Origin of the sequence: Agrobacterium vitis, assembly GCF_037039395.1 — a bacterium.
GTDB lineage: Bacteria > Pseudomonadota > Alphaproteobacteria > Rhizobiales > Rhizobiaceae > Allorhizobium > Allorhizobium vitis_E.
This window is the reverse complement of the sequence record NZ_CP146242.1, coordinates 1,485,713-1,499,516: the sequence shown is the minus strand read 5'-3', so window position 1 is coordinate 1,499,516 and position 13,804 is coordinate 1,485,713. Positions and strand designations below refer to the sequence as shown.

Here is a 13,804-nt window from a genome sequence, read left to right as displayed (position 1 = left end):
AGCGAAGGGAAATGATTGGATTGTGTTGGTGTGAGGCACACACTGAGGAGTTTGCAAAGGCTGCGGCGTTAGGCAACGGGATCAGCCGCGCCAGTTTCCCACCATCTCAATCAGTGTGAAGCCAGTCACGGTTTCGCCGTCGAAGAGGCCGGATATATTTGCGACGCCCTCATATTTCGGTTCCGTTGGCGAGACGATTTCCTGCTCTACCATCACAGCTGTGACGTCGAGTATGCAGCCGAGTGCTGGAACCTTGACATTAAATCGGGTCGGATAGCGCTGGCCGGTTGCCGGACTGGTCCATACCGCGCTGGCACCATCGGCCAAAGGTTCCAATGCGGCGATCACATGGCTTCCATCGGGATAAAGTGCGGTAACCCAGCTATGACGTTGGCCGCTCAATTCCACATCCCACAAGCCGAGGACGATTCCGTTGCTGAGGTTGAGATCCATCCAGACCCAATTGTCTCTGGGGTCGATCGGGATGCCGGGCTGGCCAAAAAATCCCTGTCGAAGGCCCCATTGGCGATCCAGCCAGAACGTGCCGGTTGCCTCGTGCCGAACGCCATCCAGTGTCAGCCATCCCGCTCCTTTGCCCCACGGGATTGAATATTGGACAGTCGGCGTTCCACCCAGAAACTGGAAGACACCGGCGCCGCCATTCATCATGATCTGGCCGGGGAAGTCCGCCTTGAAATCCAGAGCCCCCCAGCCGAACTGCGCCTGTACACTGACGGAGCGGTGATCGCCCTGTATTGTCGACGTCGGCGTGACGTTTTTCATCTGGTCCGTTGCAAGCGTGATTTCATTATTCTGATGAATCCGCTCCTCACCGCGATATTTGCGTTCGGTAATGTCCGTGATATTCAGGATGCTGGCGATCTTTACCGGCTCTTCGGGCGATGAGGCGATAATCTGATGAACGAGGCAACTGAATTTGTGACCGGTTGTCGTTTCGAGATAGCCGATCAAAAACCATGAATTGCGAATCATTTGGGGCAGATAAGCCAGGCCCGTCACCGGGTCGAACAAAGGAGGATATAATTCGTTTTCGGCTTTTCCAGCAGAAGTGCCAGCCGGGGCGCTGGTTGACGCGGCAGAGCCTTGCGCTGCGAAGAGCGAGGCCGGGGCGAGTGTCATTGCTCCGAGCGCCGCACCTCCCCATAGGATCGACCGCCTGCTTGCCGTTTGTGATAGTGTGGGGAACCAGGTTTTGAAGGTGTTCATGGGTTTATGAATTTCGCTATGGATCTATAGCGAAAGTCATAAACCCAATTGCCTCCGCGATCAATAGCGAGTACCGCGTCGATATCGACAGGGCGGTTTTTAAGATGAGTATTGTATTGAACGCTGACGATTCCAATTCACCGCAGCAGGGCCGCCCACGCGACAAGAACCTTGATGACGCGCTTATTCGCATCACGCTGGAGCTTCTCAGCCAGACGGGTTTTGAGGGCGTAACCATGGCCAAGGTCGGACGACTGTCCGGTATTCCCGCGACCAGCATTTACAGACGCTATCCGGATGCAAAGAGCCTGGTCATGGCGGCAATCGAGGATGATCTGGCAAAGCTGCAATTGCATTTGGAAGACCACGGTTCGTTGCGTGCCGACCTGTTCGCGTTTTTGAAAATGCTTGCCGGGGCGCTTAATCCGGAGCGGGCGCGTATGCTCGCCGGCCTGCTATTGCCCATGCACCACGATCCGGAACTTGCTGCTCTGTTTTCCAGGAAACTTGAAGCAATCCGCAACGAAGGATGGCGTGGTGTGATTGATCGGGCGGTGCAAAGGGGAGCATTGCGGGCGCAGGCCCTGGAGGTGGAGCCGCTCGACGATGTGGCGCAAACGATGATTTTCTATCAAGCGGTGGTCAGGCGCATGCCGGCTGACGAGGCTTTCCTCAACCGATTGCTGGATACGGTCTTGATGCCTGCGTTGCAGCGCCTGGGAGATGGCGAGCCAGAAACAAACGTCGGCGACGCCTGAAAATTGCGGCTCACGAAGGCCGGTGCGCCAGCCGTACATGTTTTTGCACGGCTCGTTCCGCCTTCGCCTGCATCCTGGATGCGTGGTCCACGGGAACGAGCCGCATAAATCCGGCGGCCTATATGGACGCCTGGACCGGCAGGATCATTCCCACTCTGTTATTTTCCGCGAGCTAAGTGCCTGTTTTCATTTCATAAATTTATTTTTGGGCGGCCGGGGCCCGTACACGAAACCGTCAAAAAGTTAGGCTTTTGATTTTACAGGGTTATTCGGCACGACAACTGCTGTAAAAATTCTGTGAACTATCGGCATCTATCGGCCGTCTCATGATGAGAAATCGATGGCAAACGTCGAATCTGGCACCTCGATAAAGTACCGTCAAAACCGGCAAAATCAATAAACATACTTTGATCCTGGATCGCCGGGATGGCGGGTTGGGACCGAGCCCATTGCATGGACGACAGAGGTTGAGAGGGTGAAGACAGTTTCTCGGGAAGAGCTTTACGAGCAGGTTTGGTCCAAACCCATGACCAAAGTTGCCGCAGATTACGGCGTCACGGGTACGGCGTTGAAGAAGACCTGCGATCGCCACCACATTCCAACACCGGAACGTGGGTACTGGGCAAAGCTGGAATATGGGAAGCGGGTCACCAAGGAAGCACTACCGGCACTGACCGAACCAAACCTGGCTACGGTGAGGATATCAGGAAGTTCGGAGCAGCATCTGTCTCCGTTGGTCCGCGAAGCCAAGGAAAAAGCGAGAGACAAGCTCCAAAAGCACGCTGCGGCTAAGCCGCTTCTGGTCCCCGCATCGGAACTGACGCTGAGCATCGTTGAACCGCCGTATCTTGCTGCCACAAGGCGCACGATTTTGAAAGCGCGTCCTGACGACCAGGGTTTCGCCTCGGCTCCGTCGAAAGGTGCTGTCCCGCTCAAAATTGCTCCGGCTTCCATTGAACGGGGAATTCGGGTTCTAAGCGAGTTGTTCGCTCTCGCGGAGACCCAAGGCCATTTGCCCAAGGCGACCGAGGACGGGTTGGTGCTCGTTGTCGAGAATGAATCAATTGCGTTCGGCCTAGAGGAACAGCCCGAGAAAACCTTGCATCAACCAACAGCCGCAGAATTGAAGCGTCGGGATGAAAGGGCACGCTGGGGCTACACCACCGATCCATGGCCCAAGTACGACCAATTTCCATCCGGCCGGCTCGCCATCGTCATTCACGCCAACCCATATTCAGGTATTCGTCGCACTTACTCAGACGGAAAGACGCAAGTCCTGGAAGACATGCTGCCTGACATATTGGCAGGCTTTGTCGGACACGCCGCGTACATTAACGAGCGCAGGAGAGAAGCCGACGAGCGGGAGCGCCAATACCGGGAGGCTGAAGCTCAACGTCAGCGTGAAGAGGCATTCAACGGACGCGAGAAGCGCCGCATGGAGTTTGTGGACGCGGTTCATGAGCAACTGATCCAACGGAGCAAGTTGACCGCGGTACTGAGTCATCTCGAAAATGCGACATCCGAGGATGTTGAAAGGGTGAGTTCCATGACGACTTGGGTCCGGCAGCATCTGAAACAGATCGACGCCGTGATCAGTCCCCATTTCCTCGACATTTCGGCGAGATCGTCAAAAGTCGATTTTGTCGAGCCAGATCCCGAGGAAGACGCAGATAGGGGCAGCTTTTACTATTCGCCGCCTATCACCCTCCAACTCTGGTCCATCGACGATGCAAAGGGGCAAGCCACTCGTGCTCGCCGCTGGAGTGGACAGATGCCTTGGCCTTGCCGAAGTGGCGCGCGGTTTGAAGATAAGCTAAAAAGTTCACCATGAGTGAGCAAAGCGAAGGAACGCTGAAACAGCTCGAACGCCTCCTCCCGGAGGGCTTGCTCGTCGATCAGATCGGGATCGGTCGCGCATAAGTCGAGGCCGAACAGGACCGAGCAGAACTTGGCCTTACTGGAAACGAGCGTCTCATCGACGCCGGTCAGATCAACCCGCGCGACCGCGATGGAGATGCAGGTAACGCGAGCGGTGCGCAGACGACGTAGGGGGCGGTTATGGTATGGCCAAGGGCAGCTAAGCCGTGGCGGTCATCGACGCTTCCGATAATTGTTTGTAGGAGCGCAACACAGCCTCGACCAGTACCTGCTCCTCCCGAATGCCGAGCTGGTAGTACCGGATCGCCATGGCGGCAATCCTTTCTGCCATTGGATGGTGATGCGATAGATGGGCGTGGTGGCGGACCACTTCGTAGACAATGGCAAGGCGGTTCAGTTCTTCCGGGGAAATCGGCCAGTCACATAGCATTGGCGAATGGGGCGTGCGCTCGTCTCCCTGAAAGACGTCTTATACGTATTAGGGTATCCGAATGGACGATTGGCGCAACAATGATGGCTGGTAAATTCTTCTGATGTCGCAACTTTTACGTGATCCAGGAACTTCCAATTTGCGTAAATGTTTAGAGGTGCAAGTTCCAGGATACTTTGATGGCGTTCGTGTCGAAGTCTCGTGATGCCGCGGTCTCCTTCTGCTTGCTCAGTCGTGCAGCATCGGGAGGTTTACGTGAGGAATGTGCAGTCGCAGGCATTTGGAACCGGGACGAATACCGATAGTCTCGGCTTCTACAGTTGGAACGTGCCAGAAATCTTGTCTTTGGAGACGATAACTTTGCCACTTTTTTCGGATTCGACATTCCAACACTGCGCCAGGGACTGCCGATAGAGGCGATCCTCGAGCGCATTGATGTCGACGACCGGCCGAGAATTGCCCAGGCCATCCATACAGCCATCGTCCAAGGAGGGCTTTACCAGGAAACCTACCGTATCCTTCAGCCTGAGGGCGATGCGCTGACGGTACTGGCCTCGGGCCGTTGCTTCAGGGATGAGGCGGGCACGCCCGCCTGTTGGGCAGGGATGATCGTCGCCGATCCACTTGATCAGTTGAAGCACCAGAGTGCTCTGACGTTCCACTGTCGCGCGGCGTTGGAGATTGCCGAGCAATCCGGACACCTCACGGTGGCAGGCCAGCTTCGAACGGTGCTTCAAGTCATCCAACGCTGGTCCTGAGGCCTTCAGTCGCCACCGGTTGAGGCGGACGCACGAAGGAGAGATGCGAGGACGGACTGAACGTTGGCACGGCGTCGCTGATGATCCACTGCCCCCGACGTCGCAGCTTTCCCTTTCAGGTCGCGGACGAGCGCCAGAAGGTTCATAACCGCTTCGTCATGATAACTTTCGTTCTGATCAAACTTCACACGAATACTCCCGAGGCAATGGATACGAATGACGACTTCTTGGCAGCATGGCGAGAGGCGATGTTTAGAAAGTGACAGCGGACATCGTAAATGGAATTCACGTGCAATACGCATATTATTTAAGACATGTCTTCTATTTTATATACTGGCAGCCGGTATCGCGGAAAATGGGGAAATCGGTAGCCTACGGCGGAGTAGCCCCACTTAAGGCTGTCCCCAGCCAGTGAGATCGAGCGAGGCCCGTGGGTGAGAATTTAGCGGCGAGCACATCGCTCTCACCAACCTTGACTTAGCCATCGACGTCATCCCTGCGCCGTATAGCTGCAGCTGCAAGGAAGAGGGGTGAGATGAGGCCGGTTTTGTCATCGATATGCTGGAAATAACGTCTTCCGGCAGGACTCGTACCAAAACGAAGCGGCTAGTGGAACGGCAGCAAAAGGTAGAGACCACAGTTTCTCGCCGACCAAACGGTCTCCGGGTGCTGGCGAACGTGCTCGGCGCTGTCGATCGCGGCCTCCATCTGTGCTTAGTGATGTCCGCTGGAGCGGTGTTGCCAACAGAACCGGCCACAACGCTGTCGAATCGCTGGGCGATTGGTTCGCGTTGCAACTCGATCTGGCGAAGACGGAGAATTTTCAACGTGGACATGAAGCCGGGAACCGGCGGGTCGTTGAGGCTTTATCCGGAAGACAAACGTCCGTCGGACAGGTCGGCTCGGAGCGCGGCGGCGAGAACAGCCCTCCGTCAACAGTAATTTTTGAAAGGAAACTCCATGACACTCAAGGCTTTGGCATTCAACAGCACCCTAAAATCTTCCGCGTCCTCGGAGCAGTCCTCGACCGCCAAGCTTCTTGAGCTGATCGCTGAGGAATTCAAAAAACACGGAGTCGAAACCGAAACAATTCGTCTCGCTGATCACAATATCAAGCCGGGTGTGACATCAAACGAAGGCGAAGGGGATGATGATTGGCCAAAGATCCGCGAGAAAGTGCTTGAGGCCGATATCCTGCTGATTGGGACACCGATCTGGCTGGGCCAGCCATCGAGTGTCTGCAAGCGGGCGTTGGAACGCATGGACGCTTTCTTGGAGGAGACCGACGAGGAGGGCGGATGGTATCCTATGGCAAGGTGGCAGCTGTTGCGGTCGTCGGCAACGAAGATGGCGCCCACCATGTCTCGGCCGAAGTGTATCAGGCTCTCAATGATGTCGGCTTCACCGTTCCCGCCAATGCCGTGGCATACTGGGTCGGCGAGGCAATGGGATCCAAAAACTTCGTGGACTTCGACAAAACTCCGGAGGAAGTCGAAACAATGATCTCGATGCTCGCCCGCAACATCGCTCATCTCGCTGGCCTCCTGAAACAGTCTCAGTATCCCGGCGAGGAGGAGTGAGACGCCCCATTACACTGTAAAACATGTGTCTTTGCATTTGCCGGCAGGGCTGCGTATCAATCCTCGCGGGCTGCGCCGAAAACATGGTGCAAAGAACGCGGATCACATTGGCGTCCATTTGTTATCCGGAATTTTGAGACCGATTCGTCTGCTTGTGGCTCTGTGCGGAAATTCCCTTTACGCTGCTCCTAAACGGCGCCTGATTGTTGGATGAGTTTGTCCGAAGAGAATGCGCTTGTAGTGCCGGCTCCGGGCGGCCCTTCGAGAAGCCCGCTGGCGATGGAACGATGATCTCTCCCTTGAGAGAACGAATTGGTCTTATGCTATGCGGACGAGCCGATCACTAATTCCCAATGTTTCACCGTGCTGTATTCAAGATTGCTTCTTGATCACGCTGATGTTGCCGCTCACCTCCAGGATCGCGAACTTGATATCGCCCACGCGCTCGATCCCTTCCTGATTGCGGGCTGCCTCCATCACATCCTGCTTGTCGAGGCGGCATCCTCTCAGCGCGCGTTCGTCGTAGCGCCCGTCCACGACCAGCACGGTCGGCACGCCATCGATGACATGGGCCGTCCTGGGCCACCAGCGCGTGACGTAGGAGAGAGCGATGTCTGTGGTGAACAGCGTCAGAATCAGAATGATGGCATTGGTGATCGAGAAGTCGTCGCCGAGCATGGCCTGCTGAGTGGTCTCCGAGATGACGAGAACAATTACCAGATCGAATGGCGTCATCTGGGCAAGGGTTCGTCGTCCTGAGAGCCTAATGATGACCAGCAGAGTGAAGTAGATGGCTAGCCCGCGGATGACAGCGTCCATGACAATACCTCAGGGGAAAATGAATGTGGACCGCTCGGACACCTCATCCCCGATGCCGATCGAATAGGAGCGCAATCCAGGGTGTTGGGTCTGCAATCGGAAGATCACGGTGATCTCGGCCGTGGGGTCTGCGGCAAAGACGTAGCCAACATGGCCATCGCGCGCGAAGGTCGTCTTTTGGGGTGGATCAATCCCTTCCACGGAAAAAGCTTCCAAGAACCGCGGATCGATGATGACGGTCCGATCCTGGTCCGTGGCGGAAAATGTTACCTTCAATTCGTCGGGCGCGTTCCAACGGGAAATCGCTGGAAAATCGAGCGAGCCCTGAGCCACCTGCACGATCGAGCGGGAGAAGAACCCGCCGCGACCGAGCAACCCCAACAAGCACGCAATAAGAATGACCGCGAAAACCACCCAGGCGCAGCGCTGCACGGTCCAAAAGAGGCGCTGGAACCGTCCATGATTCTCGACACCTTCCGGCAATGGCCCGGATTTGGCAGTTTCTTTCATGGCGATGTTCTACCTCTGCTGCAAGGTCAGTCTTCGTAAGTCATTCGACGAATTCGACAACGACCCCTGGCTTGACCATACCGGCCAGCTCCTCAACATCCCAATTCGCCAGCCGAACACATCCATGCGACCCCACCTTGCCGATCAGCTCCGGCTCAGGCGTGCCGTGGATCCCGTATGTCGGCTCCGTCAAGTCGATCCACACTGTGCCCACCGGACCATTGGGGCCACCTGGCAATTCCAAGACCTTCTTGTTGTTGCCTTGCTGGAAATTGATCTTGGGGTTGTAGGTGTAGACCGGCATCCGAGAAACGCCCTTGACCTTATGCGTGCCCGTCGGCGAGGGCGTGTCCTCGCTGCCAATGGTGGCGGGATAGACGGCCAGCAGCGATCCAGCTTCTGCGAAGGCAAACACCTGCGCCACTTTCCGATGCACCTCGATCCGTTTGACCAAGCCGGTTCGGGGAACGCCCGGGATCGCGACGGCGATCGTCTCACCGGACTTGAACGCTGCGGTCGGATTGAGTGTCTTGAGCAATCCGATGTCCATGTGGAAGCGTTCGGCGAGCTTCTCGGCGATACTTGTATAGCCGAGATGTTCCATCTTGGCTTGTTCAGCATAGTCCTTGGGAATGCTTTCAACGATATCCTTGCTGTCATCCGCGGTGATCGCATAGGCTTGGACCGCCGGGACCTCGTCGGTCAACCGCGCGAGCACCTCCGGATCCAGCTTTCCATCGACCGGAAGGCGCTGCAAAGCCTCGAAACCGGCGATCGCCTTTGTCAGGTTCTCGCCGAAATAACCATCGATCACGCCCGGCGACGCGCCGGCACGATCCAATAAAACCTGAAGGTGGACGACGGCCGGATCCGGGTCTTTCGGTTTTTCCGCCGGTGCTTCGACGGGGAGGGAGGCGATGGCGGCCGTGTTGACGGCCTGCGCATCAACTGGACCTGCGAACGCCGGGCCGCAGAGGACGACCAGGGCAGTGGTGAGGATCAGCCGTGTGACTTCATATGCCATGCTCAGACCGCGGTCGGGCGAGAATGGCCGAAGCCCTCGTCGGCCTCAGGAAGGGTCCCATTCGGGGTCAAATCATCCACGGCCTTGGGTAAATCTTCACGGAGCCGGCCGAGGATCTCTTCTCGGGGAAGGCCGGTCTTCGCTGCCAGCTCGTCGAGGATCTCCGGTCCGATGGCCTGCGCCAGTTCGCCGTGATCCATGTCGGCATTCGGGCCCGGCCGGACCCACGACTCCGCTTTATCACCGTGACCATTCTGCTGAAAGGTTTTCAGCAGATCGCCGAGGCCGCCGCTGAGGATCCCGCCGGAGGTCATGCCGCCGAGGAGATCGCCGAGACCGACTTGGCCGCCAGCCAGGCCTCCAAGCAGCCCGCCAAGCCCACCGGGCTGCTGATCGGTTTGTCCCGGCACAGCACCCGGATTGCGTCCGGTTTGAATGCCGTGCAACAGTTCGCCGATCTTGTCTCTGTTCTGATAGCCGGCGACGGCAAGCACGCCGAGGAGGGCCTTTAATGGACCACTTATCATAATGAGATCTTCCTTTGAGATTTGAGCTGCACGCAAAGAGGCCACCGCATCGGGTGGCCTTTTCGCAAATCAGATGGTGCGACGCGTGGTGGTCTCTGCGAGCAGAAGCGCCTTCTTCGTGCCGTAGGAACCGCCAAACCATGCGGCAACAGCGCCGAGCAGCAGAGCGATAAAACCAAGGATCGCCCCGGCCGACACTGCCTTGGTAGCAGTCTGGGCCGCATCGAGCGCCTTCTGCTTGGCGGCAGCGATGTTGTCGCGATAGGTCTTTTCGTACTGCGCGACCTGGGTTCGCGCCTGTTCGATTGGAATGTTCTGGGCCTTGGCAACAGCATCGGCAGCACGATTGCGAGCATCAGCTGCGGTCGCTTCGTCACCGGTGACGGCGGCCTGAACAGACGCGATCGCGGCGTCGCGCAGTGCTGCCGGATCATTGCCGCCAGAGGCGTCGCGGATCTGCTGCTCGATCCCGGCCATCGGGTTGGCCGAATTTGCCAGGGCAGGTGCGGCGGTCGTCGCAGCGGTTGCCGCCGTCTGGCCAACACCACCGACGATGCTGGAAAGACCACTGAATGCTCCGCCGACCAGAGCCCCGACAGAGGTGGTCAGAAGATAGAGGATGACGAGCGTGGTCACAGCCCAGGTGGTGACACCTTGATAGCCGCCGGTCGAATGGCTCGGGCGACCGGACAGCCGGCTGGCCGCATAGCCGCCGACGAAGGATGCGATGATACCGGCCACGACGAACCAGATCCCGCCTGCAATCGAGAAGGTGCTGGCTTCCGGGTTATCATATTGTGCAGGATCGAGCACTGCAGCACCAATGCCGACGCCGAGAAGATTGAGCAGGAACTGAACGGCCAGTGCCAAAACGACACCGGCGAAGATCGCACCCCAGGAGACTTTGTTCAAAGACGCCGTCAGGGACGGATCGACATAGGCTGTTTCGCGCGACAGGTGGACTGAGACGGGTTCGGTCATGGACGTATCCTCATGGGTTCACGGGTTCGTGAGTGCCACGATAACGCCGCAATCAGGCGAGGGTTCCTCTCGAACCCAAAAGCAAAAAGGCCGGTGGTTATTCCACCGGCCCTTCGATGCTTAGGTGAGAGCGAGGCAATCGAGACTATTCCTTGCGGATTGCACCCGTCGAGCGGTCGTCCTCGACTTCCACCTCGGTGCGGCGGACGGTATCGCGGATGGTCTCCTCGCGCTGATCTGCGGTCTTGCGCAGCGAGATTTCTTCGACGACGCGCGCATCCTTGGAGACGACCGCTTCTTCGTGATGTTCTTCAGCCTCGATCGTACGATCGACGAACGCACTTTCCGTCCCCGTCAATGGACGATCGACGGTTCGGCGCTCGATGCTGACGTTTTCGTTACGCAACGACACCTGTTCGCTCACCGGATTTTCGACAACGTAGGAACGGACCCGCACCCGGCCATGATTGAGATCGCGCTTGCCGACGCGAAGCTCTTCCTCGACCACCGGAATCACTTCTTCCCGGCCGTCAGCGACTGTCGATGCAGTTGTCGCGGTTGTACCGCTGGCAACAGCACCGGAAGCGCCGTAGACGTTCTTCTGATCCCAACCTTCCGAACGCCAGCTTTCGGCCCGCTCCTCGAGGTCGATGCTGCCTTCGTCATCGAGGATATCGAGAGCCTTGTCGTAGGTCGCGGCGCTGACACCGGTGACCGTCACCAGATAACCGCCACGGCGCAGGCCTTCGGAATAAACTGCCCGGTCTTCATCCGGGAAGAAGAAGTCTTCCAGCTTCTCCCAAAAGCCCTTGCTCTCGGAGAACGCGTCGGTTGAAACGCTCGAACTCCTTGCCGGCGACGAGGCGAATGCCGTCGCGCGGGATACCGGCCTCGACCAGCCGCTCGATGGCAGCCTCGGCATCGCTACGGTTTTCGAAGAACGCCGTGATCGTGTTCGACGACGAGGCGCCGTAGGAAGATGTGGTTTCGTTGTAAGTCATGATCTCTCCCCTTCTTTAAGTTCAATGGATTGGGTTGATCAGTCTTCGCGCTCGATCGTGGCGCGTTGTTTGCGCAGCTCGACGGGAATGGAAACTTCTTCGCTTGTCGCGACGCGGCGGATATGAATTTCCTCGACCAGCATCAGGCGCTTCTCGATGATAAGAACCTCCTCCATGACCGGCACGATGGTGACGTCACCTTCGGTCCGGACCTGAGGCGCCTCGGACACCTCACGACCGATCGCAACCCGGATGACCTCGACATTTTCGCTGTCGAGACGAGCCTCGGCGGCTTCGGTGACGAATTCCGTCCGTGTGCTGACCCGCACCCGGCCGTCGCTGACCGGACGCTTGTCGACGACCAGCTGCTCCTCAACGAGCGAGAGTTGTTCGGACGGTTCGGTCATCGGCATTCCAGATCTTTGCGACTGCCAAAGAACGAGCGGAGTCCAGCGTTGTTCCGCATAATGGTAAACGCACGCATCGTAGAACGCAGGCGTGCGTTTTGCGCGGCGGCTGCGCGAAAGGTGGATTTCTGCGGAACAAACTTGTCTCAGGGAGCTTTTGCAGCGCACGCAGGAAGGTAGGATACGCATGATGAATATCCTGATTGTCGAAGACCAATGGCTGTTATCCAGCGCGGTCGAAGAGGCAGTGACGTCGCTCGGGCATGAGGCGATTGGAACAGCGACGACGGCAAAAGAGGCTTACGATCTTGCCGAACGGGCCGAAGTCGCATTTGTTGATGTCAATCTGGTCGATGGGGCCACTGGGCCGGAGATCGGCAGGCGGCTTGCAGATCAAGGCGTCACGGTCATCTTCATGACCGGCAACCCCGAACAGCTCGGCGATGGGGTCGAGGGGACCTTAGGCGTGATTGCCAAGCCGATGTTCGACCTGGAACTGGTTGAAACTATTCAATACGCGACCGATCATCATGCCGGTCGAGCCGGTATTGCGCCGCAGCGGTTCATCGCGTTTCACTGATTAGCGTGTGCCGGACCCGCGGGTGGACCTCCTCCGGCTCTTCTCAGCAGGCGCGCGGTTTACTTAGACACCAGCATCGCGATAGCGGCAACGCCCATCACGGTGGTCGCTGCCCATCCGAAGACCACCATCATCATGGCGATCATGATCGGTACGGCCACGAAGCCGTTGATCACCGCGCTCCAGAACAATGCCTTGATCGGATCGATCGGCGCGAACTCTAGCCCCAGCCCGAAGATCGTCGCCGCGGCGATGACGCTGTAAAAGCCGACCGCTTCCCAAGGTTTATGTTCCAGGCCGCACTTCCAGTCCTGGCTTTCGCCGAAGGCGTAAGCCGCAGAGCCCGCAAGCACCGGAATGGAGAGAAGGCCAGTGCCGACGATGCCGATGCTGAACAGCACGAAGGCGAAGTTGCCGGCAATCGGCTTCAACGCCTCGGCGACGTCTGCCGCCGACCCGATCTCCGTCTTGCCGCTGGCATGCAGTGTGGCTGCCGCACACATCAGGATAGCGATGGCCACCAGATTGGACACGGCCATGCCAGCGAATGTGTCGAGCCGCATCCGGCTCAGCTCCCGGGGCGCCTGCTTCGGAGCATCCTTGAGCGGTTCGGCCTCGTCGTTCCGATCGATCTCCTCGACCTCCTGGCTCGATTGCCAGAAGAACAGGTAAAGACTGATCGTCGTGCCAAGAATGGCGACAATCATTGTAAAACTGTCGCCGTTCAGCGGAAACGTCGGCCAGACGAAACCTTTGAGCGCAGCCAACCAGTCGATTTTCACGGTGAACAGGACCGCCACATAGGCGAGTAGCACCAGGGTCAGCCATTTGAGGATGTTGGCGTAGCGTTGATAGGGGATGAACATCTGCATCGTCAGCGACAAGACAGCGAAGAAGATGGTGATAGGCAAGCTTGGAACGCCGGTGGCGAGTTCGACAGAAGCGCCCATCGCCGCAAGATTGGCGCCGATATTGGTGGTGTTGGCGGCGAACACCATTAGCATCAGGCCGGTAACCAGCGGCTTTGGCAGATGGCGCCCATGTTGACGCCGAGACCACAGCCGGTCACCCGGCCGATCCTTGCGCTGACAAGCTGGATGGCCGACATCAGCGGATAGGTCAGTAGCATCGTCCACAGCATGTTGAAGCCGAACTGCGCGCCCGCCTGGGAATAGGTGACGATGCCGCTCGGGTCGTCGTCCGCCGCGCCGGTGATCAGGCCCGGGCCGAGCTTCCGCAGCACGGAGCCGGACTTGAGGCGTGAAGAAGAATGTTGCTGTGAAGGAAGGGCGGGAGTGAGCGGTTCGACAGGGCTTGTCATGGT

14 protein-coding genes and 2 pseudogenes are annotated in these 13,804 nt (G+C 57.9%); 5 read left to right on the top strand and 11 right to left on the bottom strand.

Translation table 11 applies throughout. The annotated features are described in order from the left end of the window. Nucleotides 1-81: 81 nt before the first annotated feature. Nucleotides 82-1,227 carry a lipocalin family protein gene (locus V6582_RS09695; RefSeq protein ID WP_156631115.1) on the bottom strand — a complete coding sequence of 382 codons (1,146 nt, stop codon included), beginning with the start codon at nucleotides 1,225-1,227 and terminating at the stop codon, nucleotides 82-84. Between the two features lie 104 nt (nucleotides 1,228-1,331). Here V6582_RS09695 and V6582_RS09690 point away from each other — a divergent pair, with 104 nt between their 5' ends. Continuing rightward, on the top strand, nucleotides 1,332-1,985 hold the full coding sequence (locus V6582_RS09690; RefSeq protein ID WP_156631113.1) for a TetR/AcrR family transcriptional regulator: 654 nt from the start codon (nucleotides 1,332-1,334) through the stop codon (nucleotides 1,983-1,985). 526 nt (nucleotides 1,986-2,511) lie between these two features. After that, complete coding sequence (locus tag V6582_RS09685) at nucleotides 2,512-3,816, top strand: hypothetical protein (protein WP_156631111.1); 1,305 nt, start codon at nucleotides 2,512-2,514, stop codon at nucleotides 3,814-3,816. A gap of 246 nt (nucleotides 3,817-4,062) precedes the next feature. On the opposite strand, the gene V6582_RS09680 is transcribed toward V6582_RS09685, so the two are convergent. After that, entirely contained in the window at nucleotides 4,063-4,293 is a 231-nt protein-coding gene (locus V6582_RS09680) for a hypothetical protein (protein WP_156532425.1), read from the bottom strand. A 320-nt stretch (nucleotides 4,294-4,613) separates the two neighbouring features. On the opposite strand from V6582_RS09680, the gene V6582_RS09675 reads away from it, so the two are divergent. Then, entirely contained in the window at nucleotides 4,614-5,051 is a 438-nt protein-coding gene (locus tag V6582_RS09675; protein ID WP_156631109.1) for a PAS domain-containing protein, read from the top strand. A 960-nt stretch (nucleotides 5,052-6,011) separates the two neighbouring features. Next, nucleotides 6,012-6,631 (top strand): annotated as a pseudogene (locus tag V6582_RS09670) (flavodoxin family protein). Nucleotides 6,632-7,003: 372 nt separating this feature from the next. On the opposite strand, the gene V6582_RS09665 reads toward V6582_RS09670, so the two are convergent. The 8 genes from V6582_RS09665 to V6582_RS09630 all read right to left on the bottom strand — a co-directional run bounded on the left by V6582_RS09665 (nucleotide 7,004) and on the right by V6582_RS09630 (nucleotide 11,900). Next, nucleotides 7,004-7,450: a DUF421 domain-containing protein gene (locus V6582_RS09665; RefSeq protein WP_156631107.1), complete on the bottom strand. Its 447-nt coding sequence runs from the start codon at nucleotides 7,448-7,450 to the stop codon at nucleotides 7,004-7,006. A 9-nt stretch (nucleotides 7,451-7,459) separates the two neighbouring features. After that, nucleotides 7,460-7,960, bottom strand: coding sequence for a hypothetical protein (locus tag V6582_RS09660; protein ID WP_156631105.1), 501 nt, complete (start codon nucleotides 7,958-7,960; stop codon nucleotides 7,460-7,462). Nucleotides 7,961-8,000: 40 nt separating this feature from the next. Beyond that, nucleotides 8,001-8,984: a L,D-transpeptidase family protein gene (locus V6582_RS09655; protein ID WP_156631103.1), complete on the bottom strand. Its 984-nt coding sequence runs from the start codon at nucleotides 8,982-8,984 to the stop codon at nucleotides 8,001-8,003. A gap of 2 nt (nucleotides 8,985-8,986) precedes the next feature. Continuing rightward, nucleotides 8,987-9,511, bottom strand: coding sequence for a YidB family protein (locus V6582_RS09650; protein WP_156631101.1), 525 nt, complete (start codon nucleotides 9,509-9,511; stop codon nucleotides 8,987-8,989). 69 nt (nucleotides 9,512-9,580) lie between these two features. Further along, nucleotides 9,581-10,492 carry a PhnA-like protein gene (locus V6582_RS09645; protein WP_156631099.1) on the bottom strand — a complete coding sequence of 304 codons (912 nt, stop codon included), beginning with the start codon at nucleotides 10,490-10,492 and terminating at the stop codon, nucleotides 9,581-9,583. Between the two features lie 145 nt (nucleotides 10,493-10,637). Further along, entirely contained in the window at nucleotides 10,638-11,213 is a 576-nt protein-coding gene (locus V6582_RS09640) for a YsnF/AvaK domain-containing protein (protein ID WP_349508953.1), read from the bottom strand. 46 nt (nucleotides 11,214-11,259) lie between these two features. Next, nucleotides 11,260-11,493, bottom strand: coding sequence for a hypothetical protein (locus V6582_RS09635; protein ID WP_349508952.1), 234 nt, complete (start codon nucleotides 11,491-11,493; stop codon nucleotides 11,260-11,262). A gap of 38 nt (nucleotides 11,494-11,531) precedes the next feature. Next, complete coding sequence (locus V6582_RS09630) at nucleotides 11,532-11,900, bottom strand: YsnF/AvaK domain-containing protein (protein ID WP_234889610.1); 369 nt, start codon at nucleotides 11,898-11,900, stop codon at nucleotides 11,532-11,534. A gap of 190 nt (nucleotides 11,901-12,090) precedes the next feature. Here V6582_RS09630 and V6582_RS09625 point away from each other — a divergent pair, with 190 nt between their 5' ends. Then, on the top strand, nucleotides 12,091-12,480 hold the full coding sequence (locus V6582_RS09625; RefSeq protein WP_197434334.1) for a response regulator: 390 nt from the start codon (nucleotides 12,091-12,093) through the stop codon (nucleotides 12,478-12,480). A gap of 59 nt (nucleotides 12,481-12,539) precedes the next feature. On the opposite strand, the pseudogene V6582_RS09620 reads toward V6582_RS09625, so the two are convergent. Further along, nucleotides 12,540-13,801, bottom strand: a pseudogene (locus V6582_RS09620) (NRAMP family divalent metal transporter). Nucleotides 13,802-13,804 lie beyond the last annotated feature (3 nt).

Excerpts from the sequence above, each read along its gene's own strand:
- V6582_RS09695 (WP_156631115.1), bottom strand. The coding sequence starts at position 1,227 with ATGAACACCTTCAAAACCTGGTTCCCCACACTATCACAAACGGCAAGC.
- V6582_RS09690 (WP_156631113.1), top strand. The coding sequence starts at position 1,332 with ATGAGTATTGTATTGAACGCTGACGATTCCAATTCACCGCAGCAGGGC.
- V6582_RS09685 (WP_156631111.1), top strand. The coding sequence starts at position 2,512 with ATGACCAAAGTTGCCGCAGATTACGGCGTCACGGGTACGGCGTTGAAG.
- V6582_RS09680 (WP_156532425.1), bottom strand. The coding sequence starts at position 4,293 with ATGCTATGTGACTGGCCGATTTCCCCGGAAGAACTGAACCGCCTTGCC.
- V6582_RS09665 (WP_156631107.1), bottom strand. The coding sequence starts at position 7,450 with ATGGACGCTGTCATCCGCGGGCTAGCCATCTACTTCACTCTGCTGGTC.
- V6582_RS09660 (WP_156631105.1), bottom strand. The coding sequence starts at position 7,960 with ATGAAAGAAACTGCCAAATCCGGGCCATTGCCGGAAGGTGTCGAGAAT.
- V6582_RS09655 (WP_156631103.1), bottom strand. The coding sequence starts at position 8,984 with ATGGCATATGAAGTCACACGGCTGATCCTCACCACTGCCCTGGTCGTC.
- V6582_RS09650 (WP_156631101.1), bottom strand. The coding sequence starts at position 9,511 with ATGATAAGTGGTCCATTAAAGGCCCTCCTCGGCGTGCTTGCCGTCGCC.
- V6582_RS09645 (WP_156631099.1), bottom strand. The coding sequence starts at position 10,492 with ATGACCGAACCCGTCTCAGTCCACCTGTCGCGCGAAACAGCCTATGTC.
- V6582_RS09635 (WP_349508952.1), bottom strand. The coding sequence starts at position 11,493 with ATGACTTACAACGAAACCACATCTTCCTACGGCGCCTCGTCGTCGAAC.
- V6582_RS09630 (WP_234889610.1), bottom strand. The coding sequence starts at position 11,900 with ATGACCGAACCGTCCGAACAACTCTCGCTCGTTGAGGAGCAGCTGGTC.
- V6582_RS09625 (WP_197434334.1), top strand. The coding sequence starts at position 12,091 with ATGAATATCCTGATTGTCGAAGACCAATGGCTGTTATCCAGCGCGGTC.